Origin of the sequence: Halorubrum salinum, from assembly GCF_024494575.1 — an archaeon.
Taxonomy (GTDB): domain Archaea; phylum Halobacteriota; class Halobacteria; order Halobacteriales; family Haloferacaceae; genus Halorubrum; species Halorubrum salinum.
Genome location: NZ_JANHDO010000005.1, coordinates 160,668 through 186,772, shown reverse-complemented (window position 1 = coordinate 186,772; position 26,105 = coordinate 160,668). Strand labels below are relative to the sequence as shown.

Sequence of the window (26,105 nt, the reverse complement as noted above, 5' to 3'; positions counted from 1 at the left end):
GACGCCTATAGTTTGCCATGCAACGCGTTACCCGGCGACGGCCGCTCCGGTCACCGGTTCGTCGGCTCTCGCGGAAGGTCGAGCGACTCGGTGAGGTCGTGCTCCTCGCCCGTGAGGAGGTACAGCACGTCTTCGAGGATGACGACGAGTTCGGGCATCTGTCGCACCACGAGGAACGTGATCCCGACGAGCGCGACGACCGCGAGGAGTTGGCTCATGATCCGGTCTGAGATCAGAAAGGAGACGCGGTACGGGTCGGTCGCGCCGAACATCGTCAACACGAGATCGGGGTACCAGTGCATGTACTGGTTGCCGGCGACGACGGAGATGAACGTGGTCCGGAGGATGTTGAGGACGTAGATGAGCGGGAGCGACACCGCGAGCGCGCGGAACTTCCGCGACAGCGGAGCCTGCACCGCGGCGACGAGCCCGCCGAAGATCGCCATGCTCCCGAGTCCCGTACACGCCAGCACGATGTGGATGACGACGGTGTGGCCGTCCTCAAGCGTCCACGAGTACGCCGCGTCGTACCCCTCGCTGCTCGTCACCGCCTCGGGCGCGTAGCCGAGCAGGTCGATGAGCGCCCCGGTTTGCGCCGCGACGATCTCGATCAGCACCCGTCGCGGCTCCGGAACCGCAACGCCCGCGACGGTGAACGCCGGGATCGTCTCGAACGGGAGGTAGATGAACAGCATGATCGCGATCGCTCGCGTGAGGGTGAAAAGCGACGCGCGACCGCTGTACAGCAGGTAGCCGGCGTACACGCTCGCGGGAAAGCCCACGAGCGCGAGGATCGACTCGACGTAGCTCTGGTGTTCGAACGCGAAGTACGGCACCGTCGACAGCCAGAACAGCCCGAACAGCGCCCACGTCCCGGCCGCGAGCGCGCGTCCGGCCGCCAGCCCGCGGCTGTCCAGAAGCCACGCCGTGGCGAACAAGATCGCGACGATCCACGCGAACGTGAACGTGTCCGGGATAAGGCTCAAAACCGCCGGCACGCCGGAACCGAACATATCCGACCTGTCGGTCGTCGCCGAATAAAGCCCTTGTCGTTGCCGACGATGCGTCGGGTATCCGGACGCGGGACGAGAACGGGAGTTCGGCGGCGTCGGGTCGCCGCCGATCCGATCAGCGTTCGTCCGAGTCGAGCACGCGGATCTGGTCCCCGCGCACGGTGACCGGAATCGGGACGGTCGCCTCGTACAGCTCGACGGTCACCTGGTCTTTCCCCTCGTCTATCCGCTGAACGCGGGCCTTCTCGCCTTTGAACGGACCGGCGATCAGCTCGACGATGTCGCCCTCCGCTATCCCCTCCACGTCGGGGGTCGGCGAGAGGAAGTGTTCGACCTCCGAAAAGGGGCTCTCCGCGGGTCCCTCGGAGCCCTGAATCACGCCGCGGGCGTGCGGGATCTCGTCGAGGATACGCGCGAACACGCTCCCGTCCGTCGCCTCGACCATCACGTAGCTCGTGAGCTGGTCGGGGGCGATGACCGCCTGAATCTCCGGCATCTCCTTTTCGGCGAGCATGTCGGCGACGGTCCGCTCCTGGCTCGCGGTGGTTTTGACCGAGAAGATCGGCATTACGCGCCGACCCCCGGCAGGAGGCTCATGATCGCGAACATCAGGAACCCGATGAAGCCGATGAGGAGGATGCCCGCGCCGGCGATCTTCGACACCTGGAGGAACTCGTCGGTGCTCGGCGTGCTCGCCAGCTTCAGCACCCGAATGTAGCTGTTGAGGTCGTACGGAACGTCCATGTTACGACCGGCTTCGAGACGCGACGGTTTTTACCTTTTGATGCTGGCCGGTCGCAGGTCGGACCGTCCTGCCTCGATCACTCCACGTAGTCGATGTCTTCGACCTCGGACGCGCCCTCCGGGGCCTCGCCGTTGCGGCCGTAGATCTGCGGCGACTCCACGCCGGTGACGACGATCATCGTCCGCATCTCCCCCTCCAGATCGTCGTCGACGGAGGTGCCCCAGATGATCCGCGCGTCGGGGTCGATCCGGTCGTAGATCTCCTCGACGACTCCTTCGGCCTCCTCGATCGACATGTCTTGCCCGCCGGTGACGTTCACCAGCGCGGAGTTCGCGCCGGAGATGTCGACGTCGAGAAGCGGCGAGCGGAGCGCCGATTTCACCGAGTCCTGCGCCTTCGAGTCGGAGTCGGACTCGCCGAGGCCGATCATCGCGACGCCGCCCTTCTCCATCACGGTGCGGACGTCGGCGAAGTCGAGGTTGACGAGCCCGGGCATCGTGATGAGCTCCGTGATACCCTTCACGGAGCGCATGAGGACCTCGTCGGACACCTTGAACGCCTGTCGGACGGGGAGCTTGCCGACCGCGTCGAGCAGGCGGTCGTTGGGGACGACGATGACCGTGTCGCTCACGTCGCGGAGCCGCTCTAAGCCGGCCTCGGCGTTCGTCCGGCGCACCTCGCCCTCGGCGGTGAACGGGGTCGTGACGATGGCGATGGTGAGCGCGCCCGACTCGCGGGCGGCCTTCGCGACGACCGGGGCGGAGCCGGTGCCCGTGCCGCCGCCGAGCCCGGCGGTGACGAACACCATGTCGGAGCCGTCGATGGCGTCCTGGATCTCCTCTTGGGACTCGATCGCCGCCTCCTCGCCGACCTGCGGGAGCGAGCCGGCACCGCGCCCCTGCGTCTTCTGTTGTCCCATCAGGATCTTCGTGTCCGCCTCGATGTTGACGAGGTGTTGCACGTCCGTGTTGGCGGCCACGAGCTTCGCGCCGTGGATCCCCTCCTCCGTCATCCGGTTGACGGTGTTGCCGCCCGCCCCGCCGCAGCCGACCACCGTGATGTTCGTCTGGAGGTCTTGGAGAACGTCCTGCAGTTCGTCGTCGGTCATCGTTCCGGTCTGTGGCGGCGCACTGGCGGTTCCGTCGCCGGTGCCGGCGTCCGCGCCGGCCTCCCCGGCGTCGTCGCCCGGGGATTCCTCGGCTTCGTCGATGGCGTCCTCTACGATGGAGTCCATTATGTGGTGTGGTTGCGACCCGGACGTATTTATTTTTGCCCGATCGTCTGACGATAGTCGGACGTATTCCGTCGATCGGAGGCTCCGTACCCGACATGCGCCGGGAGGCCGATCAGCCGTGACGGTCGTCGTCTTCCGCGGTTCAGACCGGGAACCGATCCACCTGCGTCCGCGACACGTCCGCCGGCTCGACCGTCCCGTCGCCGACGTCCACCGGCTCGCCGTCGGCGAGTCGCCCGAACGCCGGCCCCTCGGGTACGCCTTCCTCGGCGGCGAGTCCCGGATCGAAGGCGGTCTCGCGGGCGACGACCGCCGTCGGTTCTCCGGTGCCAGTGGCCGGTTCGGTATCAGCGTCAGCGGCCGGTTCGGTACCGGAGCCAGCCGTCGGTCCGGCACCGGAGTCACCGTACTCGACGTCGACCGCGTCGTACCGTCGTTCCAAGACGCCCGCGAGTTCGGTGACGAGGTCGGCGTAGTCCGGCGTTTCGGAGGCCGTCGCGAACGCCGCTCGCCCGGCGGCTCGCGTCCCGGCCTGCTCGGTCTCGAAGGCGACCGTCGCCGATTCGACCGCCGCGCGGGCCGCAGTCGAGTCGATGCCCTGCGCCCGAGAGAGCAGGGCGTCGGGCAGGTCGCGTCGCCGGAGCCCGTCGGAGTCCGTCGACGCGGGCGCGACCTCGCCGAACCGGAGCCCGTCGTCGACCGCCGAGAGGTCGGCCTCCAGTCGCTCCACGAGCCCGAGCGGTCTGTCGCCGACCGCCCGCACCCACGTCTCGCTCACGACGCGGTACCCGAGGTCGTCGATCACCGCTTCGAGGGCCGGTCTGTCTCCCTCGACCACGGCGAGGTCGGCTCGACTCCGCTCGAACGCCTGCCGTAGTACGTCTCGGTTCGCGTCGGGCGCGCCCATCTCCCCGAGCGCCCAGTCCGCGCCCACGTGACCGACCGCCCACGCCGTCTCGCGGACGATCCGGGTGAACCGCGGCGCGTAGTGGCCGCCGCCGAATCCGACCACGTGGCGCGGGGTCGGCTCCCCTCCGTCGTCGCCGGCGACGAGCAGGTCCGGCCCCGTGCCCCGCAGATCGAGGACCGCCCGCGCGACGGCGCGGGCCGCGTCCGGGTCGCTCCACTGCGGCTCGTCCGAGCCGAGTTCGACGAACAGCGACGGGACGCCCACGTCTGTCGGTCCGTGGTGCGTGCACTCGATCCCCACGTCGTACCCCGCGGGCGCGTGCGACGCCAGCGCCGCGACCGCGCGCTTTTCAGTGCCGGGCGCGGCCCGCGAGAGCGTCTCGGACGCGCCGCCGTACGGCGCTGGGCCGAAGTTCCCGGTGACGTGTGCGGTCAGCAGCTCGCCGCTCTCGCCCGAGTGCCTGGAGACGAACACGAGGACCGCCGGCGTCTCGCCGTCCGTACCGAACGCGTCCGTCGGATCGTCCAGATCGACGTGGAGGTCGTCGAACTCGCGGAGCTCGAACCCGTCGGTCCGGTAGTAGGTACCGCCTCCCGCCGCGTCGGGGCGCGTCTCGTCCTCGTGCGGCTCCCAGTCGCCGACCGCGAGCAGCTGCTCTCCGATGTGTACCGAGGCGCTGTCTGCCCGACTCACGACGATCGCTATCACGCCCGTCGCTCCGGGAGCGTCGCCCGAATAGCCGTCGGTTCGCGGGCGGGCTCGAACGGCTGTCGGGCCGTTTCCGGTCGCGGGCGGACGAGCGGCCGCCGGCGAACGACGACCGAAAGGCGCTTTTCGCGGGCCCGCGACCCTCGCGTATGATCACGGTCGCGCTGGCGGGAAAGCCGAACGCCGGCAAGTCAACCTTTTACACCGCCGCGACGATGGCCGACGTCGACGTCGCGAACTACCCGTTCACGACGATCGACGCCAACCGCGGGGTGACCCACGTCCGGACCGAGTGCCCCTGTCTCGACCGCGACGAGCGCTGCGGCAACGAGCGCTGCCGTGCCGGCAAGCGGTACGTCCCGGTCGAACTCCTCGACGTGGCCGGGCTCGTCCCGGGCGCACACGAGGGGAAGGGGCTCGGCAACCAGTTCTTAGACGAGCTGACGAACGCGGACGTGGTGGTGAACGTCGTCGACGCGTCCGGGGCGACGAACGCCGAGGGCGAGCCGGTCGAACCGGGGAGCCGCGACCCGCTCGACGACGTGGACTTCATCGAGGAGGAGATGGACCTGTGGCTCACGGGGATCGTCGACCGCAACTGGGAGGGCGTCGAGCGCAAGTCGCGGTCGCCGGAGTTCGACATCGAGGCGGCGCTCACGGACATGCTCACGGGGTTCGGCGCGAGCGAGCACGACGTGGCGGCGGTGCTCCGCGGGCTGGAGTACCCCGCCGACCCGAAGGCGTGGACCGACGACGACCGCGAGGCGCTGGCGCGGGCGGTCCGCCGCCGGACCAAGCCGATCGTCGTCGTCGCCAACAAGGTCGACGCCGCGCCCGAGGGCGCGGTCGACCGCATCCGCGAGGGGACCGACAAGCCCGTGGTCCCCGCGACCGCGGACGGCGAGCGCGCCCTCCGCCGCGCCGCCGAGGCCGGCGTCGTCGACTACGACCCGGGCGACGAGTCGTTCGAGGTCGTCGGCGACGTCTCCGAGAGTCAGCGGGCTGGCCTCGACGCTATCGCCGACGCGATGGCGAGCCACGGGGGAACGGGCGTGCAGGCGGCGCTGAACGCGGCCGTCTACGACCGCCTCGATCGGATCACGGTGTATCCGGTCCAGGACGCCGGGAAGTGGACCGACGGCACCGGGAACGTCCTCCCCGACGCCCACCTCTTGCCCGCGGGGTCGACGCCGCCCGATCTGGCGTACGCCGTTCACACCGACATCGGCGAGGGGTACCTCCACGCGGTCGACGCGCGCTCCTCGCGCCGGATCGGAGAGAGTCACGAGCTGTCGGAGGGCGACGTGATCAAGATAGTCTCGACGGCGGGGCCGTGACCGGTTCCGGGAGCCGCTGGCGTCGGACGCTCCCCGCCGTGCGACCGATAGACACATCCGATTCGGGAGAGAGGGACCGGTAGACACCGGCCATGCTGGGGCTCGAACACGACTTCCGGATCGTCGACACGCGGGCGACGCTCGATCCCGACGAGTCGTCGGTCGCGACCCACGGCCGTGACATCTCCCCCGAGCGGCTGGAACGGGAGATGCTGCAGGCCGGGATCGTCCGCGCCGTCGCGAGCCCCGGACAGCGCGCGGCGGGACGGAGCTACCTCCGCGCGAACAACGCCGTCGCGCGGCTCTCCATCGATCGCCCCTTCGTCGCGTTCGCCCGCCTCAACGGTCCGCGCGACGCCGGAACCGGACCGATGTCCGTGGTTCGGAACCTCCGCGCGGAGCGCGAGGACCACCACACGCGACCGGACGACGTCGAGCAGTACTCCTACGACGACCGCTTTCACGGGTTCACGCTCGCGCCGCACGTCGACGGGCTCCCCAACGAAGACGTGTTGACGCGGCTGGCGGACGCGGACCTCCCGCTCATCGTCCACGCGGGCAAGCGGTTCCCGCCGTCGGCGGTCGAGACGGAACTGCTCGGGTACGACTTCCCGGTGGTGCTCGGGGGCTTCGGCGGCCATCCGCTCGACGCCGACCTGATGAACGAGACGCTCGACCTGCTCGACGACCACGACCGGCTGTACGTCGACACGACCGCCGTGCGCTACCGCGAGGTGCTCGAACGCGGTATCTTGGAACACCCGGACCGCGTGCTGTTCGGCTCCGGCGCGCCGGACGCCCATCCGAACGTGGGCGTGATGGAGGTGCTCACGCTCGACGTCTCCGAGGACCTGATGCGCCGGGTGTTCGCGAAGAACCCGGTTCGGCTGGTGCCCGCGCTCGCCGAGGGGGCCGACGTCTGACCCTGACTGTGCCGCGCTGCCGACTGACGCGCTGCCGACGACTCCTACCGACCGCACCGCCGACGCCAAGCGGTAGCCACTTGCCGGCGCGTCGCCCACTCGCGACCATGAGCGACGCAGACGCCGACGGCCCCGACGACCCCCTCGTCGAGGTCGTCCGCGCGACCGGCCACGAGAACGTCACCGCCGAGCACGCGAGCACCGTCGAGTTCACCACCGACGACTGGCTCACGCCCGCGGGCGACTGCATCGTCGGCGTCGCGGCCGACCGTACCCCGCGGGACTTCTCCGCCGAGTTCCGCGAGGCGTGTCGGGACGCCGAGGCGACGATCACCGCGGAGATCGCGGTGGGATCGCCCGACGACGAAACGGTTGCGCTCGACGACCCGGCCCACGCGGGGGCGATCGTCGGCCGGGGCGACCCCGACCTGACGCTCCTCGATGACCGCTCCATGGTCGCTCGGACGAGCGCGTACACCGACGACGAGCGGACGGTCCTCGTCGACGGGAACGCGGCGGCCGGCGACCTCGCCCGCGACCTCGTCGACGCGCTCGCGGCCGGCGCGCCCGCGGCGCTGCGGTTGACGGTCGATCCCGGAGCGTAGCCGTCACTCGACGACCGGCAGGTCCGCTCGGCTCCCCTTCGGCACGACGGAGCGAAGCTCGTCGTAGAGGTAGAGCCCGACGCCGATCGGGACCGGTTCGCCGGCGACCTCGTGGGTCGCGATCAGGTACCCCCAGTCGCCGTCCCACTCGGGGAGGTCCTGGTCCTCGCCGGCCGCGAACCGGGCGGCCCGTTCGGGACCCAAGTCGATCACGTTTCGCGTCGCGTGTGCCCCGAACCGCGACGCCGCCCGACCGGTTGGCTTCCAGTGCTCCTGTCGCGTCCGGAGGAACGTCATCCCGACGGCCTCCACCTCGCTCGGGTCGCTCGCCTCCCCGTTGAATATCCAGATCTTCCCGGCCCCCTTCTCCCAGAAGCTGTACCCCTCGAACACGCCCGTTCCGATCCCGAACCGCTCTTGCCACCAGTCGAGCACCTCGGCGCGGCTCGCGCGCCCCTCGACCACCCGGTCCGCCGGCGTCTCGGGCAGACGGTCGAACCGCTGGCCGTCGTTGGCCGGGTCGCCTCGCTTCTCGCCGTCGGTGTTGTCGCTCACGTCGCCACCTCCGTCTCGTCGACCCCCTCGTCGGGGGAGTTACCGTCGGCATCGCCACCGTCAACCCGCAGCTTCGCACAGAAGAACCCGCCCGTGTCGTTCCGGTGCGGGTAGATCCGCTTCGCGCGGGTCACCGCCTCGTCGTAGGTCTCGTCTTCCCACTCGGTGACGCCCGGATCGGTTACAAGCGGGAGGTCGAACTCGACCACCTCGCACGCCTCGTTCGCGAGCACGTGGTCGAGCACCGCCTCGTTCTCTTCCGGCGCGAACGTGCACGTCGAGTAGACGACCGTCCCGCCGGGACGGGTCGCCTGCACGGCGCGCGAGAGGATCCCCTTCTGGATCCCGGCGACGCCGTGGACGTGATCGAGCGTCCACTGGTCGAGGACGTCCGGGTTCTTCCGGCAAGTCCCCTCACACGAGCAGGGGGCGTCGACCAGCGCGCGGTCGAACGCGTCGAACGCGAGCGGTTTCACGGAGAAGTTGCGCGCGTCCTGGTTCGTGACGATCGCGTTCGTCACGCCGAGCCGCTCGGCGTTGTGCCGCAGCGCCGAGAGCCGACCGAGATTGTTGTCGTTCGCGACGACGGTCCCCCGGTCGTCCATGGCGTCGGCGATCTGCGTCGTCTTGCTCCCCGGAGCGGCACAGGCGTCCCAGACGCGCTCGCCGGGCTGCGGGTCGAGTGCGAGCCCCGGCAAGACGGAGACCTCCTCCTGGCCGTGGGTCCAGCCGTGGACGTACGGCCAGTTCCCGCCGGGGTTCCCGTCGGGCAGCCGAAACAGTCCGTCGTGCCAGTCGACGGGCTCGTACGACACACCCTCCTCTTCGAACGCCTCGCGGACGCGCGACGGCGAGGCGGCTATCCCGTTCGTGCGCACGACCGACGGCAGCGGCCGGTCACACGCCGCCCGGAACGCGTCGACGTCGTCGACGAGTGACTCGTACCGGTCGAGCGGATTCATGGCCTGTCTACCCCGCGGGGGCGTTAGTCGGTTTCGGCACGGAACGGTCCGGAACTCGCCGCGCTCCCGTGGCCCGACGGCCCCACCGTTTTAGGTCGGTCGGCGGCGTACCGCCGCACATGGCGCGAATATCCGTACTCGACGACGAGGTGTCGCTGTCCGAACCGACCCTTGTCGAGGGGTTTCCCGGCGTGGGGCTCGTCGGCAAGATCGCGACCGATCACATGATCGACGCACACGAGATGACTCACTACGCCAACGTCCACTGCGACGGCCTCCCGCGAGTGGCGGTGTACCGGGAAGACGATCCGACGGTGACCGCTCCCGTGCGGCTGTACGCCGACCCCGAACTCGATCTCGTCGCGCTCAGAAGCGACGTGCCGGTCCACCCGAACGCCGCCACGGAGGTCGCGAACTGCCTCGACGGCTGGTTCGACGAGACGAAAGCGTTCCCCGTGTTCCTCTCCGGACTCGGCCGCGAGAAGGACGAGGAGCCGCCGGCGCTGTACGGGATCGCGACCGGCGACGGCGGCGACGCACTGTCGCGCGCGTCGGTCGACGACCCCCCGGAGTCCGGGCTCGTCTCCGGGCCGACCGGCGCGATGATCGCGGCGGCGTTAGAGCGCGGCCGCGACGCCGTCGGTCTGATCGTCGAATCGGATCCACAGTTCCCCGACCCGGAGGCCGCACGGGTCCTCGTTCGCGACGGCATCGACCCGATCGCCGGGACCGAGACGCCGACCGACGGCCTCGTGGATCAGGCGACCGAGATCCGCAACGCCAAACAGCAGCTCGCAGAGCAGATGCGGGAGGCGACCGAGGAGAGCTCGCAGGCGGAGCCGCTGAAGATGTTCCAGTGACGAGAGTAGCCTAGCCGCCGTCCGCCGCCCCCGTCTCCTCGCCGGGAGCGGCGGTTCCGTCCTCCAGTTCGTCGAGGATCGGCCGGTACTTGAGTTGCACCTCGTCCCACTCCCGGTCGGGGTCGGAGTCGGCGACGAGACCCACGCCGGCGAAGAGCGTCGCTCGACGCGGACGCGCGACCGCAGAGCGTATCGCGACCGCGAACGCGCCGTTTCCGGCGGCGTCGATCCAGCCGACCGGCGCGGCGTACCACCCGCGATCGAACGGCTCCGCCTCCCGGATGGTGTCGAGCGCGCGGTCCGGCGGAAGTCCCCCGACCGCGGGTGTCGGGTGAAGCGCCTCGACCAGTTCGAGGACGTGGCGGTCGTCGTCGAGCTCCGCCGTGATCGGCGTGTGGAGGTGCTGTACCGTGGCGAGCCGACGCACGCGCCTGTCGCCGGCCGAGATGGACGCGGCGAACGGCTCCAACTGCTCGCGGACCGTCTCCGCGACGAGTTCGTGTTCGTGGACGTTCTTCGCGTCGTCGAGGAGTTCGTGCGCGAGCCACTCGTCTTCCGTCGGCGTCTCGCCGCGGCCGGTGGTCCCGGCGAGCGCGTCCGTCTCCACCGTTCGGCCGCGGAGCGCGACCAGCCGTTCGGGAGTCGCGCCGAAGAAGGCGCTCCCGCGCTCGTCGCCCGCGGGTTCGAAGTAGTACCGGTGACAGTCGGGGTACTTCTCCGCGAGCCGCTCCAGGGTCGCCGAGCGCGGGAACGGCGCGGAAAGCTCCGCTTCGAGCGCCTGCGCGAGAACGACCTTCTGTAGATCGCCGCCTCGGATCCGGTCGACTGCGGCCTCCACCCCTGAGCGCCACGCCTCGCGGCTCGTGGTGCGGTGGCTCGCTGCGATCCCGGGACGCGGCGGCCGTTCCGTCTCCGCGTCGAGCCCGGACAGTCGATCCGCCTCGGCTTCGAGCCGACGCTCTACGTCGCCCACGGACGCGTCCGACCCGTTCGCGTTCACCGTCAGCCAGACGCCGTTGTCGGCGAACGTCACCTGCACGCGCGGGAGGACGAACCGCGCCTCGGGGAACGGTTTCCACGGGTCGCCGTCACAGCTCCCCGCGTGAAACGCGAAGCCGCCGAACACGCGAGGGCGGGCGGCCTCGGTGCCGGCGTGGACGTCGCCGGAGTCGAACAGGTCGGCGGCGGCGGCGCGGATCTCGGCGAAACGGTCGGGGCCGCGGCCGGTCAGCGTCGCGGCCGCCCCGCTCCCGAGCACCAGCGCGTCGTCGGGTGCGTTCCACGTCGTCCGCGGTGCCGGAAGCGCGTCGAACGCCGCCGCGAACGTCGGGGCGTCGATCGCGGTCGTGCGGCTGACGAGCGACGGCGGCGACGTCGAACGCGCCTGTTCCATTGCCGTGAACTCCGGGCCGAGGAACCTTTATCCTGACTATCGGGGGAACCCGCCCGCCCGTCGACCGGCGCGACGATCCCCGACTCGACCGGCCGACGTGCGGTTCGTCGTGCCGCACGCGGCCGCTAGCTGTACCGCTCTTCTTCCCACGGGTTCGCCGTGTCGCTGTACCCGCGCTTCTCCCAGTACCCGAGCGTCTTCTCGGTGAGAAACTCCACGCCCGTGACCCACTTCGCGCCCTTGTACGCGTACTTGTGGGGAGTGACGACCCGGATCGGGCCACCGTGGTCGGCGGGGAGGTCGCCGCCGTCGTAGCCGTACGCGAACAGCACCCCGGGCTCTGTGCACTCGTCTATCGGAAGGTTCGTCGTGTAGCCGTCGAGCGCGTGGAACACCACGTGAGAGACGTCGTCATCGAGCCCGGCACGCGCCGCGATCTCGGCGAACTCGACGCCCGTGAACGTGCAGTCGAACTTGCTCCAGCCGGTGACACAGTGGAAGTCCTGCCGCTGCGTGACAGAGGGGAGGTCGCGAAACGCCGCGAGCGAGAACGACCGGGGCTCGTCGACGGCACCCCACACCTCGAAGGCGAACGAGTCCGCGTCCCACGCGGGCGTCTCGCCCTTCGAGAGCACCGGGAAGCGGTCGGTCTCGCGTTGTCCGGGCGGGAGCCGGTCGTCGCCGTACTCTCGAAAGAGCCCCGTGAGATCGGTCACGCCGTCGGTGTCGGCCATGCGTGCCGATCAGTGGCGTACGCACCTATCGGTGTCGCTCCCGGCCGGAGAGCGCAATCCGACGCGGCGAACACATACGCACACACTCACTAATACGCATATTCTGAAATAGAGTTAGATGAATTCGAAGTAGTCTTTTGAAGTATTCTACTTTTGTTTTCTTATACCCGCATCTTCGACGCCACATTTATATCCCCATTGCCATTACTCCCGGACAGGAAATGCCACGAGTGGAGATAACCGTGCCGGAGCATCTGGAGATGCAGATCGCCCAGATGGTGGAGCAGGGGGAGTTCCTCAACCGAGAAGAAGCGGTCGAAGAACTCCTGTCGACGGGAATTAAGGCGTACAAAACCAGCGGTCCCCGAGACGACGAGGAGTCGAGTGGCTTCGAGGACGAGGGGATGATGGGCCACGAAGACGAGTACGTGTTCTGACCGGCGGCGGTCGGGCCCGGTCTCGCCGACGCGGCGATATCCGACCGCTATCGCACCGACAAAACCGTGCGTACCCCCCTCAACAACGCTTAAAGGGGCGAGGACCCGTATCTGCGGGTATGCACAAAGACGAGCTGCTCGAACTTCACGAACAGATGGTGACGATAATGGAGCACTTCCGCGACCACGAGACGGTCGACGGCTCGCTTTTCGATCCGTACGACGAACTCGACGTCGACCCGTCGCACGTCCACAAGTCGAAGAGCGAGCACAAACACGCCGTGTTCGTGCTCGGCAACGCCCTCGCGAACGCGATGAGCGAAGACGAGTTCTCGCCTGCGGGCCGCGTCGGAAAGCGGATGAAAGAACTCGCCGACGACGCCGAAAACAAGATCTGAAAGGCGGTTGTACGCCGATACGCGGACTCCCTGCCGGCAGCGACGGCGCGCTCTACGGTTCTAAACGGTTCGGGTCCCGCGGGAACATGATCGCCTCTTTGATGTTCGAGAGCCCGGCGACCTTCTGAACCAGTCGGTCGATACCGAGCCCGTAGCCCCCGTGCGGCGGCGTGCCGTAGCTCAGCGCCTCGATGTAGAACTCGAAGTTGGCGGTCTCGACGCCCTCCTCTTCCATGACCTCGACCATCCGATCGACGTCGTGTTCACGCTGCCCGCCCGACGACAACTCCTGTCCCTTGTAGATCAGATCGAACTTCCGAGACGCGATGTCGTCTTCGTCGACGTCCTGCATGTAGTAGAACTTCTCGTCGGGGTACCCGACGACGAAGAAGGCGGGGTGTCCCTGCTCCTCGAAATGCTCGCCGAGCAGCTTCTCACCCTTCGTGTCGAGGTCGGTCGGGTCGTCCGGGAAGTGGCCGTACTCGGTTTCGAGGATGTCGAGCGCCTCCTCGAAGGTGACCCGCGGAAAGTCGTCTTCTGGCACCTCGAGGTCGACGTCGAGTAAGTCCAGTTCGCGCTCGGCGTCCTCTGCGACCGCGCGAAGCGCGTAGCGGAGCGACTCCTCTTGGACGTCCATCACGTCGTCGTGGTCGTCGATGTACGCGAGTTCGACGTCGAACATCGCGATCTCGGAGACGTGCCGTGAGGTCGCGAAGTCCTCGGCGCGGAACGCGGTGCCGGTCTCGTAGACTGCCTCGTAGCCGGAGGCCATGAGCATCTGCTTGTACAGCTGCGGGCTCTGTGAGAGGAACGCGTCTTGGTTGTAATAGAGGATCGGGAACAGCTCCGCGCCTCCCTCGGCTCCGCCCTTCGAGATGAGCGGCGTCTTGATGTCGACGAACCCCTCGTCGTCGAACCACTCTTCCATCGCCGTGATCAGCTTCGAGCGCAGGGTGAACACGGCGAGCGTCTCCGGTTTCCGGAGGTCGAGCGCGCGGTTATCGAGCCGGGTGGAGAGGTCGACCTCGATGTCTTTCGAGATCTCGAGCGGCAGCGGCGAGCCCGCCTCGTCGATGACTTCGTACTCGGTCGGCGCGATCTCGACGCCGCCTGGCGCCTGGTCGCTCTCCAGCGGCTCGCCGACGACGCGAACGACGTCTTCGGCTCCGACGTCTTGGACCGCCTCGAACAGGTCCGGCTCCCGCTCCTCTTTGAAGACTATCTGGATGAGCCCCTCACGGTCGCGTACGATGAGGAAAACCAGCCCGCCTAAATCGCGGATCTCGTGAACGTGGCCGGCGATGGCGACCTCGTCCGCGTCCGGTTCGACGTCCGACGTGTGGATACGCTCTATCATGGAGACTGAGTTACGTCCCACTGGTCGGGCGGCCGTCATAGGCCTGTCGTCTCGCCTCGACAGAACCCGACGCGCTGGGTCGTCTCGTCCGTAATCTCCGTCGCGGTCACCCGTCTATCGGCGCGCGGACCTGCGCTTCCGCGCGGCGGAGCACCTCCCGCACAGCGAGTCCGGTCTCCGCCGCGACCGCGGCCGCGTCGTCGTACTCGGCGCTGACGTCGTAGACCTCGCCGTCGGCCGTCGACGCCACCTTCACCGACACCTCGTGGTCCGCGCCGTCGAGAGAGATCGTCGCCGTTTCGAACTCGCGATCGGCGATCCAGCGGTGGCTCGCTCCCGACTGTCGGACGCCGAGCGTCCCCGTCTCGCGGGCGAGCGCCTCCGCGACCGCCTCGGCGTCGGCCGGGCGACAGATCACCTTCACGAGGTGGCCGGGCCGCGATTTCTTCATCGTCGTCGGGACGACCGTCACGTCTCGCGCACCCGCCCGCGAGAGCGTCTCTTGGAGCCCGCCGAGCACCTCCGGCGTGGCGTCGTCGAGGTTCGTTTCGAGGACGGCGACGTCGTCGCGGACGAGTCCGCCGGCGTCTCGGTCTCGCTCGTCCCCAGCGGCGCGACCTCTTCCGTCGCCGACGAGGACGCGGAGCACGTTCGGATGCTCGGGGAACGTCGCGTCGCCGGCACCGTACCCGACCCCGTCGAGCGCGAGGTCCGGCACCGAATCGACGCCCTCGGCGACCGCACCGAGGATCGCCGCGCCCGTGGGAGTCAGAAGTTCGGCGTCGACGGGGCCGCCGCGAACCGCGTAGTCGGCCTGAGCCGCGATCTCCGCCGTCGCCGGGGTAGGGACCGGATAGACTCCGTGTGTCATCGCCACCTCGCCGCGCCCGGCGGCGACCGGGGTGGTGACGACGCGGTGCGGGTCGAGGTCGTCGAGGAGGAGCGCCGCGCCGACGACGTCGGCGATCGCGTCGTCCGCGCCGACCTCGTGGAAGTGCGTCTCGTGGAGGTCCGTGCCGTGGACCGAGGCCTCGGCGCGGCCGAGTCGCTCGAACGCGTCGAGCGCCGTCGATTCGACAGATCCGGAGAGATCCATCGACTCGACGAGCGCCACTACCTCGGAATAACTCCGAGTGACTCCGGCCCCCTCGGCGTGGTCGTGGTCGTGGTCGTGGCCGTGGTCGTGGTCGTGTCCGTGGTCGTCGTGGTCGTGGCCGTGTCCGTGGTCGTCGTGGTCGTGGTCGTCGTGTCCCTTCGACGGCTCGATATCGTCTCTCGGCCCGTCGAGGAGCACGTCCACGGTCGTCGCGCGTATCCCGTTTCGGGTCGTCTCGCCAACCTCGTACCGGACCGGCAGCCGCTTCGAGACGGGGGCGAGCACGGCCGGGTCAGCGCCGGCCGCGATCAGCGCGGCGCAGATCATGTCGCCGGCGGCACCGGTTCGGCCGTCGAAGACGAGCGTTCGCATGGCCCATCGGACGCGAGCGGCGGACAAATACCTCCGGATTCGACTCCGATACCCCACCGCGAACACGCCCGGTCCGCGTCGCGGCTCTCTCACTTTCCGCTCCCCGATTCGAGTCCCTACCAGCCCGGCCGCGGCGCTCACGAGGTGTGAGCGCCGCAGGCATGCGGGGGAAGGGATTCGAACCCTCGAACCTCTACAGGAGCGGATCTTAAGTCCGCCGCTTTTGGCCAGGCTCAGCCACCCCCGCGCAGATCCGGGTTCAAGCGGCGGAGTCAAACCCCTTTCGAATGATCGGGCCGCGATCCGCGGGGCGGTCCACGGATGTCGATCCACAGACAGCGATCCACGTGCGTCCGAGATGTGGGCGACGACGTGTCGGTGACCTACCAGTCGACCGAGAGCGTCCCGTCGCCGTGCGGATCGGGTGCGATCTCCTCGTCCGTCCGCCGGTCGACGACGTGAATCACGCCCTGTTCTTTCTTCGCGGGACACACCTCCGCGGCCCGGATGTTCTCGTCGAGTTCGTCCTCGCCGATGTAGTACGACCGCGGCTTCGCCATGCCGCTCTGGATGTCCATCACCCAGTTGTCCGCGACCTCCGCACACTTGCCCGCCCCGAAGCACTTGTTGGCTTCAAAGACGATCTTGTACGGCTTCTCCTCGACCGGCGGCCCCTCGCCGCCGATGTCGCTCGCCCGAACGACCTCGTCGCGGTCGGTCTCCGGTTCGGCCTCGTCCGTGTCCGCCGCCGTCTCGTCGGCGTCGCTCATACGTTTCGTCGGCGCCGACGCGACTTTCGTCTGTCGATCGTTCTCGCCGATCGGCGACCGATGGTTCTCGTCGTCCCGGTGGTCTCCGAGTCTCTTCTCGGATCACGCAGGTCTCTTCTCGGACCGCACGGGTCTCCCTCCGGCGGCTCACCGGTGTGCGTCGAGTCCGTCCTCGGGCCCCTCGACGATCTCGTAGCTCCCCTCCGTCCAGCCGTCTTCGACGAAGACGAACACCCGCCCGCCGGCGATCTCGGGGTCGGCGATCACCTCGTTGCGCTGTCCCGTGCGGCCGACGATGACGCCGGGAAACACCTCCTCGCGGTCCCCTTCCTCGACCATGACGCGGCCGACGCCAGAGTCCTCCAGTATCTCGTCGTCGGTGTTGTAGTCGTTGACGTACGTCATCACACCCTCGGTCTCCGTCGGATCGGTGACGAGGACGTGCGTCTCCTTGCCCGGGCCGGCCGTCACCGACCCCTCCACGGAATCGGGAACACCGCGGTAGAGGGTGGTCCGCCCGTCGAGGTATTCGACGACGACGCCCTCCTCCCGGAGGTCGATCCCGATCGACGTCGGCGGAACGTCGCTTCGCGAAGGCGCTGACATACGAACCGGTCCGAGCGCGCCCCTCAAAAGCGACGCGGGACGCGCCGACGAGCGATGGGCTCACGCCGGCATGGCCGAACTCGCGGGTGCGTGCGAGACGGCAGATAGCAATAGAAGAGTGGATAACAATAGAAGCGGAGATGGCAACAGGAGATCGCGATTGCGATCATAAGCGAGCGGACGTGCGCCGCCACCGCGAACCGACGCCGTGAGAGACTCGCCGTGATCGCTACCTCTTTATTTGCGCTCGCGAGCCGTGAGTGCATGGAGGGACGGGCAGCGGCGCTCGGAGCCGGAACCGTGTTGAACGCGCTCGCGACCGGCACCGGCGCGGCCTTCGGTATTGACGTCGAGACGCGCGCGACGGTCGCGCTCGACCCCGACAGCGACGGCGTCGACGGACGGATCGCCGAGGACGCCGACGCCGACACCGACCTGATCGAGCGCTGCGTCGCCCTCGCGGTCGATCGCTGGGGCGGCGGCGAGGGGGGAACCGTCCGCACCGACAGCGACGTCCCGCTCGCGGCGGGGCTGAAAAGCTCCAGCGCGGCCGCGAACGCGACCGTCCTCGCGACCTGTGACGCGCTCGGCCTCGAGGTCGGCGACGACGCCGACGACTCGTCGGTCGACGTCACGCGTCTCGAGGCCTGTCGACTCGGCGTCCGCGCGGCCCGAGAGGCCGGCGTCACCGTCACGGGCGCGTTCGACGACGCGGCCGCCTCGATGCTCGGTGGCGTCGCCGTCACCGACAACGGGAGCGACGAGCTCCGGTCGCGCGACCCGGTCGACTGGGACGTGCTCGTGTGGACCCCGCCCGAACGCGCCTACACCGCCGACGCCGACGTGGCGCGCTGTGAGTCCGTCGCGCCCATGGCCGACCTCGTCGCCGATCTCGCCCTCGACGGGCGGTACGCCGAGGCGATGACCGTCAACGGCCTCGCCTTCTCCGCCGCGCTCGGGTTCGACGCCGATCCCGCGGTCGAGGCGATGCCGCACGCGTCCGGCGTCTCGCTGTCGGGTACCGGACCGAGCGTCGTCGCCGTCGCGGACCCGGACGACCCCGACGCCGACCTCGACGCTGTCGCCGACGCGTGGGACGACCGACCCGGAGCGCTGCGACGAACGACAACGAGAAACGACGGCGCGGCCGTTCTCCGAGAGTGAACCAATGAGCGAAACACCGAATCCCGAAGAGATGAGTCTGGACGAACTGCGCCGCGAGATAGAGGACATCGACCGAGAGATCGTCGAGCTGATCGCCCGTCGGACGTACGTCGCCGACACCGTGGCGGCCGTGAAAGCGGAGCGCGATCTCCCGACGACCGACGAGGGCCAAGAAGAGCGCGTGATGGAGCGCGCCGGCGACAACGCCGAGCGCTTCGACGTCGACGCCAACCTCGTGAAGGCGATCTTCCGGCTTTTGATCGAACTGAACAAGGTCGAGCAGCGGGAGAGTCGTTAGAGTTCCATCAGACCGAGGCTGTATTCGAGTGCCTCGTCCACTTCCTCCATACGGGACGCCGGCACGGAGCCGAGACTGGTATTAATACGATGCTCGATGGACACCGTGCGAATCTGACTACAGAGAGCGACCGAATCCTCTCGGAGCGGAGACTCGGCGGCCGAGACGAGTACCTCGAACGGGTACAGTTCGTCTCCTTGCGAGGTCGTAAACGGGACGACGATGGTCGTCGGCGCATTCTCGTTCCCAACGTCGTTCTGCACGACTAGGCACGGTCGTGTTCCCCGTTGCTCTGACCCCTCTGTCGGGTCAAGCTCGACGATGACGATGTCTCCGCGGCGAACGTCCATCGATTACCACTTGGGAACATCACCGAGGTACTCGTCGGCCTCGCGAGATACACCGTCCATCTCCTCCGCGAGGGCTTCGGATTCTGCTGCGCGTCGTCGGTATCCCTCAGCGAGTTCCTCACGAGACAGCGGTTTTTCGATGGTGATTTTCCCGTCCTCTTCGTGAACCAGTACCTCGTCCCCCCCGTGGATACCCAGTTTCTCTCTCAGTTCTTTCGGGAGGGTGACTTGCCCCCGTTCACCGACCTTACGTTCCTCGCTCTGGCTCATGTTTATTCATATCATATTCATATCTATATCCTTTTCGCTCGGAGAAGAGCTGAGAGGGGACAGACCACCACGACATGCGCAACTTTCGTTCGGGGTTCGATATAATGGATTTCAGCTACCTGAACAAGGTCGAGCAGCGGGAGAGTCGGTAGGGGGGTCACACCGGATACGCTACGTTCGGCCATCGACCGATCGAGCCCCTAGAGAGCGGTTTCAGCGGGATACAACGCCTTGCCGTCGAGACGTCTCGTGGCGAGCGTGCCCCCGACAGCGAAGCGTCACTGTTTATGTTGCCTCGCCTCTGGTTGCAGCAATGAGCGTTCCATGTGTCGCGGTCGCGCGCGAGCGCGGCGAGCACGTCCGCGAGCTGCTCGCCGACGCCGACGTGATCGACGGGGACCACGAGATCACCGTCGACGGAGACACGATCTACATACCGGTCACCGACGCGGAACGCGTTCCGAGCGGCCTCGGAGGCCGGATCGAGAGGCGCGACGCCCCCGAGCGCGACAGACCGAAGACGCCGGCCGAGATCCTCGGATTCGAGCCCTCGGTAGAGCGACTGGGAGATATCGTCATCGTCGACGAGGACGATCCCGACCGCGCCGCCGCGATCGCCGACGCGGTGATGGCTTCCGATCTGCCCTGCGAGACGGTGCTCAATCGCGCGTCACCCATCGAAGGCGAACTTCGCGTTCGGCGGTGGGACGTGCTCGCCGGGAACGGCACCGAGACGGTCCACCGCGAGTACGGCCACGAGTTCGCGCTCGATGTCGCCGAGGTGTACTTCTCGCCGCGGCTCGCGACCGAGCGTCATCGCGTGGTGACGCAGGTCGGCGCGGACGAAACGGTCGTCGACATGTTCGCCGGGGTCGGTCCCTACGCGGTTCCGATGGCGAGCCACGGTGCCGACGTCGTCGCCTGCGATCTGAACGAGACGGCGATCCAATACCTCCGGGAAAACGCCGAGCGAAACGGCGTCGCCGATCGGGTGACCGCGGTCGCCGGTGACGTCCGCGAGGCGGCGACGGAGTACGCCGACACGGCGGACCGGCTCGTGATGAACCTCCCGCACTCCGCCGACGAGTTCCTCGACGCGGCGACCGCGCTGGCCGGCGACGACTGCGTGATCCACTACTACGACATCCAACACGAGGACGATCCGTTTGGCCCGGGAGCGGACGCGATACGCGCCGCCGTCGGAGACGAGTACGCGGTCGACGTAGAGACCGAACGGGTCGTCCGGTCGTACGCGCCACACGAACACAACGTCTGTTTGGACGTCAGACTGACGCGGACGGAACCGTAGTGCGGTCCAGTGGAACTGGTACCGGCGTCTAGAGGCGGTGGCAAAGGCAGATTCGCCGCCCGCCCGAGAGTATCGCGGGTCGGAACGGCGTCGGGCCCGTCACATGACAAGAGTCCACGGCCCCGTGACCGTCGAGGTCAGAGGCGATTGTGCGCTTGACACGCCGGTAGCGTTGGCCACGCAGGTGCCGTGGTGGATCACTCGCTGGGGAGAGTGGCGCGTCAGATCGCCGTGGGGGATGCGATCGACGCGGTCGTCGACGCCCGGTACGGGCTCCGACCGGGCACACACCGACGAGGGAGTCGATCCCCGCCATCGCGGCACGCGTTCGGTGTCATCACACTCTGATTAAACCCCAACCACATATTTATGCTTTTTCCTTATATCATACGAACTATTTGCTAGATACCTACTCGTATGTAGTAATATATAGTGTATTTCAAAACACATGGATGTCGTGCGAGTGTCTACCGACCGGAACAACCGATCCGATCGGTACCGACTGGACTTCGTCGCCGCCACCGTTTCGGAACCCTTATTTTCGTGTTCGGAAATGGTCACATGCGCGCCGGGGTAGCTCAGCTGGCAGAGCGATTCCTTCGTAAGGAATAGGTCGAGGGTTCAAATCCCTCCTCCGGCTCTCGCTTCACTTCGTTCTGCGAGGGAGTACGAGTAACCGTTAGAGGGCCTCATACTTGTCTTTTCGCATTTAGGAGCACCTTGATAACTACCATTTGATTCGGTCTCGCGGACGGGATTGCCGTTAACATTTGATTCGGTAATGGGGTCGCGGGTGAGCCGTGGTGGAGTCTAAGCAAAGGAAACGAATCCGGATGATCTTCAGGCGCGGGTCCGTTCGCTGGCAGCCTCGCGCGGCCCCTCGTTGCGATAGAACGTCCCCGACGATACCACACGACCCACGGGGGACCGGTTAGAACTCGGTCAGGCGACTTGTGTGCGTGACACAGAGTTAGGGCGAGAGTCGATCTCGAATTTTACGGCGGCCCTATACGATTCCGCGTAGATTCGGGTAGGGCTGGTCCAAGGGTGGAGAAAAGTTGACGGCGGCAGTTCTATCGCAATGTCCGCTCTCTCCCCGGACAAATCACACATATTGGAGAGTGTAGTTTCTTCGGAGAAAGATACAGCCTCGGTTAGTGACGGACGGGACACCCTCGATCAGATGGGCTGAATATTGTAGGGGAATGAAAGGCGGCTAAGCAGAGCGCACAGATGGCTGTGAACATTTTCGCCGTGACACTCGCCATGGAAGTGTGTTCGCTACAAAACGTCGTCAAGTAGTTTGATATGAGCCTTCCACGAACTGGTATATATGACTCAGGAACTCTACGGAATACGGCTTATCGAGGAAGGGGATGTGCGTATTGAGTTCCAAGGGCCACGTCAAGTCGATCCCTTCGTAGACCTCGTAAACCACCTGCTAAGCGAGTATAATTTGGAATCGAAAATTCAACCCCTTCCCTATATCCCCGGTACAATGCGACCAATCATACATGATCAGACTTCTCATGGAGAGAGGAAAATGAAACAACCTCGTGAACTCGTTAACGGATATTACTTAGAGCTGAACCTAAGCGCCGAGCAAAAACAACGAGAGGTTGAGCGTTTAGTTAGGAATTTTGCTTTTGAAGTTCAGTACACCGGAAAGTGGGATTGAGTCAACGCGCGTAGTGTCTGTTCCCCGATGTTCTTTCGGACCGGATATTGTCTAAACCCGAGACGGTGTCTATTAGAACACGTCGAGGTAGTCTTCCACGACGGCGCGTTCTTCCGCAGTTAGGTCGAACAGATCGTACACCGCATCATCGATCTCGGCTTCGAGTTCGGCTATGTTCGTCTCCTCGACCTCGGTACGATCCGTCTCCAGACGCTCCAGTAGTTCCACCACGCCATCATCGCTCCGGGGAATGGGAATGGTCGTTTCCTCGCTGCTCTTGACGCTCCGACCGTCTACGGCGGCGTGAACGTACTCAGCGCGGCGCTTGCGAGCGTCTCGATCATCGGAGTACATCGCCGGGTCGTTGATCTCGTCAGAACGCCCCGCCTGTACGGTAAAGTCGCCGTCCATGTCCCCCTGAATTTCGGCATTGACCGGGTACCGCCGGGTCTGCCACTCGTAATTGATGTAGTCGAGTTCACCGTCGTAGTCGCCGAGGTATGCCTCCGGGAAGCGGTCGGTCCGGCTATCGAGGTCGATGGTGTCTACGATCTCTCCTGCCGTCCCGCGCATCGATCCGAAGACGCCCGCCGTGTCCTCGGTGACACAGGGGAGCTTCTCGACGTACTGCGATCTATACTCGTAGTATCCGCCCATCTTGACCGTCGTGATGTGCTTGAAATAGAAGTCGAGGGCTTTCGAGTTGAGCTGGCATGTGATCTCCTCGGTGAGGCTTCGGTGGTCGGGATCTAAGAGGACTCCATACGCGGTCGTGAAATACCAAGTCCCCGGCTCGTCGATCATAAATGTCGCATCGGTAGCGATGTGTGCTTGGATGATCTTGGGTGCCTCGAATTTCCCGAGGTTCTTCGGATAGATGTAGCCGTACCAGTCGTCCTTACCTTCTTTTCGACCGCTCTCTCGGGCCTCAAGCGCGTCTCGATGTTCGAGGAAGAACTGCCACGTTTTCGGAAGGTTCTCGCTTAAATACTCTTGCGAGTACAACCCGGCCTCAACTTCGCCGCTGTCTGTCTCCTCGGCATAGTACGGGTGAACGACATGGAGTCCGCCCCAATCGCCTCGCCATCGTTTCACTTCGTCTCCTTCCAAGAACGGGCGAAGTAGGTCGGTCTCGATCTCGTACTCCTGTGACTCTCCGATCGGGACTACGGTCACTACCCCGTCAGTATCATCCGATTCAATTCTGTCGGCATCCAGCACATCCACCACATAGATCTTGTTCGCGCTGGTTCGGATTCCCTGAAAAACGGCGTCAGTCACGTCCCCAATCGTCGCTGGTGCCTGCCTCTCCAGCTTCTCGAAGACCTGTAGCTCCTCGGGAGGCATCAACGCCCAATACTCGTCTCCCGAGAGCTTCGATTGTGGGTAGTCGAACACGTCGATGAACTCGTCAGAATAGCCCGGGGAGCCGCGGTTCTCTCGCACCGAAGTCACAATCTCCTCGTCCAGTTCTCGGTCGTCCTCTCCGTCCGTGTTCGCCTTCACCCGGACGCACCGAATTTCGTTGTCTTCGCGCGCCGCTCGGTCGGGCTCGTCTTCGAGGATCACGACCGCGGGGTAGTTGGTGGCGTCCTCGAACACGCCCGAGTCCCGGAAGTCGTACACCTCCTCGATCTGGCTGTCTTCGAGGAGAACGCGCCGAAGCCCCTCCCCGTAGTCCGTGACCATGAACTGGTTCGGCGTGATGAATCCGAGCTTCCCCGTGCCCTCCGCGAGCCAGTCGAGACCGCGCTCGTAGAATGGGCAGTATATGTCGTAGTTCCCGGTTGTCGCGTCGTACAGCGTGTCCATCATCGCCTTCTGACTGTCCGGGAGGTTCTGGATACGGACGTACGGTGGATTCCCCACCACGTAGTCGTATTCCATGTAGTTCTTGACGACGAGTGCCAGCACCGTGTCCTCGAACATCTTGAACAGCCGCCCGTCGTTGTGTTCCTCCTTGAGATACCGGACGTTCTCCAGCATGTCGTTCACGTACGGGGCGAAGAACTCCTCGACGCCGTCGTACTCGCGCTTGGTGTGGTGGTGGATACGCTCCTCAAGCCCGCTCTGGTAGGTCCAGTCGAAGTCCCCGCCGAACTCCTCCGCGAGCGCCATGTGGTCCTTCACCGTGTCGAGAACGCCCTGTAACGCGGCGAAGTACTCCCCGAAGTTGCTCACGCCCGTCTGAACTTGGAGGGTGTCGAACAGCGGCATCCGAACGCGTCGCACCAAAAAGCCGTCCTCGGTCTCATCCACCTCGTCCTCGTCCACTTCGACTGGGAGCGGGACCGGGATCCGCACGTCTTTCTCATCGTCGACCATCGCGTCGAAGGTCATCTGCCGGGAGCCGTCGTCACCGAGGTCGGTCCCGGTTAGTTCCCGCTCGTTCCGTAGAGTGTCGGTCCGGTAAATGGGTAGACGGCGGATCGTGTATTCCGGATGTTCCTGTTTTGCCTTCCGATACGCGGGGAGAACTGCCACGACAAACCGAATCTGCGCCATGAGAACGGCGAAGGGGTGTATGTCGAGCCCGACCACGCGCGGGCGGGTACATAGGTCCTGTAGGTGGTCTTTCCAATCCGGGTCCTCCTCGTACTGCTCCACGTCCGCGATGTACCGCTCGACGGCTTCCACGAGGAACGTCCCGGAGCCACAGGCTGGATCAATGAGTCGCTCGTTTGAGACTCCCCGCTCGTAGCCGACGCCGTCCATGATGTAGTCGATCACCGGTTGCGGCGTGTAGAACTCTCCGAGGGCCTTCCGCGTCTCCGGGTCGAAGTATCGCTGATACAGGTCCCCAAGGAGGTCCCCCTCAACGTCCCCGAAGTCGAACCGAAGTACGTTGAAGAACACCTCCGCTACCGCCCGGCTGAATCGGTCTCGGGTCGCGTCGCTGATCCGGTCCACCCCGCCGGCCTCCTTGGCGACTTCCTCGAACTGGCTCGCACCCGTCTCGTGCCCCCGAGACAGTTCCTCGGCGTAGCCGTCCGTCCACCACACGAAAATGTCGTCCTGAAACAGCCCCTCAACGAGCTGATCCGACATGTCGTCAATGAGATTGTCCGCGGCGACAGGGAACGCGTCGAGATTGATCGTCCGGCCGAACCCTTGGAGTCCGCGGAAGTAGTCGTCCATCCCCCCGTACGGGGTGCCGGCGAAGAAGTCGTGATCCTCGGTGGCCTTCGCGAGGAGGAGACGGGCGAGAAGTGCGTGTCCGCTTTCGAGACAGAACATGAAGTCCCGGAGCGACTGGTTCCCGCCGATGAACGGCTCCCACGAATCTGGCACCTCGTCGGGCTCGCTCGCGTATGTCGCCTCCCAAAAGTCGTACGCCCCCTTCACGAACTTGGCTTCCTGTTCGTCACGGAGTTCTTCGAGGAGGTCCATCATGCCCGTAACGAGGTCGGCGAACGGGCTGCCCTCCTCAAGCCGGAACGTGTCGAAGAAGTGTTCCTGCCCGAGTTCGGCCTGCTGATTCAAGGGAATCGGATCGAGGTTCCCGAGAAAGTTGTTCACGTCGTCGGGATCGGTGAGGTCGAACTCGCGTTTCTGGAGCGCGCTTGCGAGGTCGCGGGCGTCCGAGTCGGTGACGGCGTCGAGAGAAACGACGAGTCGGGGGCGGTCCTCCCCACGTCGGTAGAGGCGCAGTTCCTCGCCGTTCGTCAGAACTCCGTGTTCCGCCCGGAGGAAGTCCATGTAACCGAACAGCTGTGACCTGTGTTGCGGGAGGGACTCGCCGGTGGTCTTGAATTCGTATACGGTCGTGACGGCCTCGTTCGAGTCCAGCGTGATGTAGTCAGGGCGGCGATCGTCGGGAAGGGTGAACTCGCTTCGGAGATCGGTGCCGGTTCCCTCGAAACCAAGAGCATCGTAGAAGCCGGTTTCGAGAAACAAGTTCTCCACGTCGCGCTCACTCATGTCCCCCGCCGAGAGGGTACTGACGGCGTGGAGAGACTCGGAGACGGCGGCGGCGTCGGGCATAGCCTCTTGTGTCGACCGGTGTTCCTTAATGATTGCT

General features: G+C 66.2%; 26 protein-coding genes and 2 tRNA genes. 11 read left to right on the top strand and 17 right to left on the bottom strand.

The window, feature by feature from the left end; genetic code table 11:
• Positions 1-50: 50 nt before the first annotated feature.
• The 5 genes from artA to NO930_RS13220 form a co-directional block, all read right to left on the bottom strand.
• Positions 51-1,013 carry an archaeosortase A gene (gene artA, locus NO930_RS13240; RefSeq protein WP_137783925.1) on the bottom strand — a complete coding sequence of 321 codons (963 nt, stop codon included), beginning with the start codon at positions 1,011-1,013 and terminating at the stop codon, positions 51-53.
• 115 nt (positions 1,014-1,128) lie between these two features.
• Positions 1,129-1,581, bottom strand: coding sequence for a transcription elongation factor Spt5 (locus tag NO930_RS13235; RefSeq protein ID WP_008004357.1), 453 nt, complete (start codon positions 1,579-1,581; stop codon positions 1,129-1,131).
• A complete protein-coding gene (locus NO930_RS13230; RefSeq protein WP_006628863.1) occupies positions 1,581-1,757 on the bottom strand; it encodes a protein translocase SEC61 complex subunit gamma in 177 nt (58 codons plus the stop codon). The genes NO930_RS13235 and NO930_RS13230 overlap by 1 nt, the downstream gene beginning before the upstream one ends.
• A gap of 77 nt (positions 1,758-1,834) precedes the next feature.
• The gene (ftsZ, locus tag NO930_RS13225; RefSeq protein ID WP_256403435.1) at positions 1,835-2,992 is read right to left on the bottom strand and encodes a cell division protein FtsZ; all 1,158 of its coding nucleotides are present in this window, start codon (positions 2,990-2,992) and stop codon (positions 1,835-1,837) included.
• A 142-nt stretch (positions 2,993-3,134) separates the two neighbouring features.
• Positions 3,135-4,610 (bottom strand): D-aminoacyl-tRNA deacylase, encoded by a 1,476-nt coding sequence (locus NO930_RS13220; RefSeq protein ID WP_256403436.1) that lies wholly within the window; start codon positions 4,608-4,610, stop codon positions 3,135-3,137.
• 149 nt (positions 4,611-4,759) lie between these two features.
• Here NO930_RS13220 and NO930_RS13215 point away from each other — a divergent pair, with 149 nt between their 5' ends.
• The 3 genes from NO930_RS13215 to NO930_RS13205 all read left to right on the top strand — a co-directional run bounded on the left by NO930_RS13215 (position 4,760) and on the right by NO930_RS13205 (position 7,475).
• The gene (locus NO930_RS13215) at positions 4,760-5,947 is read left to right on the top strand and encodes a redox-regulated ATPase YchF (protein WP_256403437.1); all 1,188 of its coding nucleotides are present in this window, start codon (positions 4,760-4,762) and stop codon (positions 5,945-5,947) included.
• Positions 5,948-6,039: 92 nt separating this feature from the next.
• Complete coding sequence (locus NO930_RS13210; RefSeq protein ID WP_256403438.1) at positions 6,040-6,870, top strand: amidohydrolase family protein; 831 nt, start codon at positions 6,040-6,042, stop codon at positions 6,868-6,870.
• A 107-nt stretch (positions 6,871-6,977) separates the two neighbouring features.
• Positions 6,978-7,475 (top strand): DUF371 domain-containing protein, encoded by a 498-nt coding sequence (locus tag NO930_RS13205; protein WP_256403439.1) that lies wholly within the window; start codon positions 6,978-6,980, stop codon positions 7,473-7,475.
• Positions 7,476-7,478: 3 nt separating this feature from the next.
• On the opposite strand, the gene NO930_RS13200 is transcribed toward NO930_RS13205, so the two are convergent.
• Together NO930_RS13200 and NO930_RS13195 are read right to left on the bottom strand one after the other, a co-directional pair.
• On the bottom strand, positions 7,479-8,030 hold the full coding sequence (locus NO930_RS13200; protein WP_256403440.1) for a DUF7122 family protein: 552 nt from the start codon (positions 8,028-8,030) through the stop codon (positions 7,479-7,481).
• A complete protein-coding gene (locus NO930_RS13195; RefSeq protein WP_137784366.1) occupies positions 8,027-8,992 on the bottom strand; it encodes an RsmB/NOP family class I SAM-dependent RNA methyltransferase in 966 nt (321 codons plus the stop codon). Before NO930_RS13195 ends, NO930_RS13200 begins: the two co-directional genes overlap by 4 nt.
• A 119-nt stretch (positions 8,993-9,111) precedes the next feature.
• Here NO930_RS13195 and NO930_RS13190 point away from each other — a divergent pair, with 119 nt between their 5' ends.
• The gene (locus tag NO930_RS13190; RefSeq protein ID WP_256403441.1) at positions 9,112-9,852 is read left to right on the top strand and encodes a proteasome assembly chaperone family protein; all 741 of its coding nucleotides are present in this window, start codon (positions 9,112-9,114) and stop codon (positions 9,850-9,852) included.
• Between the two features lie 10 nt (positions 9,853-9,862).
• Here NO930_RS13190 and NO930_RS13185 read toward each other — a convergent pair whose 3' ends face one another.
• Together NO930_RS13185 and NO930_RS13180 are read right to left on the bottom strand one after the other, a co-directional pair.
• On the bottom strand, positions 9,863-11,245 hold the full coding sequence (locus tag NO930_RS13185) for an isochorismate synthase (protein ID WP_256403442.1): 1,383 nt from the start codon (positions 11,243-11,245) through the stop codon (positions 9,863-9,865).
• 125 nt (positions 11,246-11,370) lie between these two features.
• Complete coding sequence (locus NO930_RS13180) at positions 11,371-11,979, bottom strand: sulfite oxidase-like oxidoreductase (protein WP_137784063.1); 609 nt, start codon at positions 11,977-11,979, stop codon at positions 11,371-11,373.
• Between the two features lie 221 nt (positions 11,980-12,200).
• On the opposite strand from NO930_RS13180, the gene NO930_RS13175 reads away from it, so the two are divergent.
• Positions 12,201-12,416 carry a DUF7120 family protein gene (locus tag NO930_RS13175; RefSeq protein WP_049982317.1) on the top strand — a complete coding sequence of 72 codons (216 nt, stop codon included), beginning with the start codon at positions 12,201-12,203 and terminating at the stop codon, positions 12,414-12,416.
• A gap of 119 nt (positions 12,417-12,535) precedes the next feature.
• Positions 12,536-12,814 carry a UPF0058 family protein gene (locus tag NO930_RS13170; RefSeq protein WP_137784064.1) on the top strand — a complete coding sequence of 93 codons (279 nt, stop codon included), beginning with the start codon at positions 12,536-12,538 and terminating at the stop codon, positions 12,812-12,814.
• Between the two features lie 52 nt (positions 12,815-12,866).
• Here the strand turns inward: NO930_RS13170 and aspS are convergent, their stop codons facing one another.
• The 5 genes from aspS to NO930_RS13145 form a co-directional block, all read right to left on the bottom strand.
• The gene (gene aspS / locus NO930_RS13165) at positions 12,867-14,171 is read right to left on the bottom strand and encodes an aspartate--tRNA(Asn) ligase (RefSeq protein ID WP_256403443.1); all 1,305 of its coding nucleotides are present in this window, start codon (positions 14,169-14,171) and stop codon (positions 12,867-12,869) included.
• A 106-nt stretch (positions 14,172-14,277) separates the two neighbouring features.
• Positions 14,278-15,639 (bottom strand): nickel pincer cofactor biosynthesis protein LarC, encoded by a 1,362-nt coding sequence (gene larC / locus NO930_RS13160; RefSeq protein WP_256403792.1) that lies wholly within the window; start codon positions 15,637-15,639, stop codon positions 14,278-14,280.
• 162 nt (positions 15,640-15,801) lie between these two features.
• Positions 15,802-15,886 (bottom strand) — tRNA-Leu (locus tag NO930_RS13155).
• Between the two features lie 136 nt (positions 15,887-16,022).
• Positions 16,023-16,409, bottom strand: a complete 387-nt coding sequence (locus tag NO930_RS13150; RefSeq protein WP_137784316.1) for a ferredoxin — start codon at positions 16,407-16,409, stop codon at positions 16,023-16,025.
• Positions 16,410-16,556: 147 nt separating this feature from the next.
• Entirely contained in the window at positions 16,557-17,015 is a 459-nt protein-coding gene (locus NO930_RS13145) for a DUF5796 family protein (RefSeq protein ID WP_137784317.1), read from the bottom strand.
• 264 nt (positions 17,016-17,279) lie between these two features.
• Between NO930_RS13145 and NO930_RS13140 the strand changes: the two genes are divergently transcribed.
• Complete coding sequence (locus tag NO930_RS13140; protein ID WP_256403445.1) at positions 17,280-18,179, top strand: shikimate kinase; 900 nt, start codon at positions 17,280-17,282, stop codon at positions 18,177-18,179.
• Between the two features lie 4 nt (positions 18,180-18,183).
• Complete coding sequence (locus NO930_RS13135; RefSeq protein ID WP_137783253.1) at positions 18,184-18,477, top strand: chorismate mutase; 294 nt, start codon at positions 18,184-18,186, stop codon at positions 18,475-18,477.
• Here NO930_RS13135 and NO930_RS13130 read toward each other — a convergent pair.
• Positions 18,474-18,827 carry a type II toxin-antitoxin system PemK/MazF family toxin gene (locus NO930_RS13130; protein WP_137783254.1) on the bottom strand — a complete coding sequence of 118 codons (354 nt, stop codon included), beginning with the start codon at positions 18,825-18,827 and terminating at the stop codon, positions 18,474-18,476. The genes NO930_RS13135 and NO930_RS13130 overlap by 4 nt on opposite strands.
• 3 nt (positions 18,828-18,830) lie before the next feature.
• On the bottom strand, positions 18,831-19,097 hold the full coding sequence (locus NO930_RS13125) for an AbrB/MazE/SpoVT family DNA-binding domain-containing protein (protein ID WP_137783255.1): 267 nt from the start codon (positions 19,095-19,097) through the stop codon (positions 18,831-18,833).
• A gap of 313 nt (positions 19,098-19,410) precedes the next feature.
• Between NO930_RS13125 and NO930_RS13120 the strand changes: the two genes are divergently transcribed.
• From NO930_RS13120 to NO930_RS13110, 3 genes are all read left to right on the top strand, one after another.
• On the top strand, positions 19,411-20,406 hold the full coding sequence (locus NO930_RS13120) for a class I SAM-dependent methyltransferase (RefSeq protein ID WP_256403446.1): 996 nt from the start codon (positions 19,411-19,413) through the stop codon (positions 20,404-20,406).
• A gap of 567 nt (positions 20,407-20,973) precedes the next feature.
• A tRNA-Thr gene (locus NO930_RS13115) sits at positions 20,974-21,046 on the top strand.
• 693 nt (positions 21,047-21,739) lie between these two features.
• Positions 21,740-22,084 carry a hypothetical protein gene (locus tag NO930_RS13110; RefSeq protein ID WP_256403447.1) on the top strand — a complete coding sequence of 115 codons (345 nt, stop codon included), beginning with the start codon at positions 21,740-21,742 and terminating at the stop codon, positions 22,082-22,084.
• A gap of 72 nt (positions 22,085-22,156) precedes the next feature.
• Here NO930_RS13110 and NO930_RS13105 read toward each other — a convergent pair whose 3' ends face one another.
• On the bottom strand, positions 22,157-26,068 hold the full coding sequence (locus NO930_RS13105; protein ID WP_256403448.1) for an Eco57I restriction-modification methylase domain-containing protein: 3,912 nt from the start codon (positions 26,066-26,068) through the stop codon (positions 22,157-22,159).
• Positions 26,069-26,105: the final 37 nt, after the last annotated feature.

What these genes read in the sequence shown, in the direction of transcription:
- NO930_RS13205 (WP_256403439.1), top strand. Translation starts at nt 6,978, where the DNA reads ATGAGCGACGCAGACGCCGACGGCCCCGACGACCCCCTCGTCGAGGTC.
- artA (WP_137783925.1), bottom strand. Translation starts at nt 1,013, where the DNA reads ATGTTCGGTTCCGGCGTGCCGGCGGTTTTGAGCCTTATCCCGGACACG.
- NO930_RS13140 (WP_256403445.1), top strand. Translation starts at nt 17,280, where the DNA reads ATGGAGGGACGGGCAGCGGCGCTCGGAGCCGGAACCGTGTTGAACGCG.
- NO930_RS13195 (WP_137784366.1), bottom strand. Translation starts at nt 8,992, where the DNA reads ATGAATCCGCTCGACCGGTACGAGTCACTCGTCGACGACGTCGACGCG.
- NO930_RS13130 (WP_137783254.1), bottom strand. Translation starts at nt 18,827, where the DNA reads ATGGACGTTCGCCGCGGAGACATCGTCATCGTCGAGCTTGACCCGACA.
- NO930_RS13215 (WP_256403437.1), top strand. Translation starts at nt 4,760, where the DNA reads ATGATCACGGTCGCGCTGGCGGGAAAGCCGAACGCCGGCAAGTCAACC.
- larC (WP_256403792.1), bottom strand. Translation starts at nt 15,639, where the DNA reads ATGCGAACGCTCGTCTTCGACGGCCGAACCGGTGCCGCCGGCGACATG.
- NO930_RS13135 (WP_137783253.1), top strand. Translation starts at nt 18,184, where the DNA reads ATGAGCGAAACACCGAATCCCGAAGAGATGAGTCTGGACGAACTGCGC.
- NO930_RS13110 (WP_256403447.1), top strand. Translation starts at nt 21,740, where the DNA reads ATGACTCAGGAACTCTACGGAATACGGCTTATCGAGGAAGGGGATGTG.
- NO930_RS13120 (WP_256403446.1), top strand. Translation starts at nt 19,411, where the DNA reads ATGAGCGTTCCATGTGTCGCGGTCGCGCGCGAGCGCGGCGAGCACGTC.
- NO930_RS13170 (WP_137784064.1), top strand. Translation starts at nt 12,536, where the DNA reads ATGCACAAAGACGAGCTGCTCGAACTTCACGAACAGATGGTGACGATA.
- NO930_RS13185 (WP_256403442.1), bottom strand. Translation starts at nt 11,245, where the DNA reads ATGGAACAGGCGCGTTCGACGTCGCCGCCGTCGCTCGTCAGCCGCACG.
- NO930_RS13105 (WP_256403448.1), bottom strand. Translation starts at nt 26,068, where the DNA reads ATGCCCGACGCCGCCGCCGTCTCCGAGTCTCTCCACGCCGTCAGTACC.
- NO930_RS13175 (WP_049982317.1), top strand. Translation starts at nt 12,201, where the DNA reads ATGCCACGAGTGGAGATAACCGTGCCGGAGCATCTGGAGATGCAGATC.
- NO930_RS13190 (WP_256403441.1), top strand. Translation starts at nt 9,112, where the DNA reads ATGGCGCGAATATCCGTACTCGACGACGAGGTGTCGCTGTCCGAACCG.
- NO930_RS13150 (WP_137784316.1), bottom strand. Translation starts at nt 16,409, where the DNA reads ATGAGCGACGCCGACGAGACGGCGGCGGACACGGACGAGGCCGAACCG.
- NO930_RS13145 (WP_137784317.1), bottom strand. Translation starts at nt 17,015, where the DNA reads ATGTCAGCGCCTTCGCGAAGCGACGTTCCGCCGACGTCGATCGGGATC.
- aspS (WP_256403443.1), bottom strand. Translation starts at nt 14,171, where the DNA reads ATGATAGAGCGTATCCACACGTCGGACGTCGAACCGGACGCGGACGAG.
- NO930_RS13180 (WP_137784063.1), bottom strand. Translation starts at nt 11,979, where the DNA reads ATGGCCGACACCGACGGCGTGACCGATCTCACGGGGCTCTTTCGAGAG.
- NO930_RS13210 (WP_256403438.1), top strand. Translation starts at nt 6,040, where the DNA reads ATGCTGGGGCTCGAACACGACTTCCGGATCGTCGACACGCGGGCGACG.
- NO930_RS13235 (WP_008004357.1), bottom strand. Translation starts at nt 1,581, where the DNA reads ATGCCGATCTTCTCGGTCAAAACCACCGCGAGCCAGGAGCGGACCGTC.
- NO930_RS13125 (WP_137783255.1), bottom strand. Translation starts at nt 19,097, where the DNA reads ATGAGCCAGAGCGAGGAACGTAAGGTCGGTGAACGGGGGCAAGTCACC.
- ftsZ (WP_256403435.1), bottom strand. Translation starts at nt 2,992, where the DNA reads ATGGACTCCATCGTAGAGGACGCCATCGACGAAGCCGAGGAATCCCCG.
- NO930_RS13230 (WP_006628863.1), bottom strand. Translation starts at nt 1,757, where the DNA reads ATGGACGTTCCGTACGACCTCAACAGCTACATTCGGGTGCTGAAGCTG.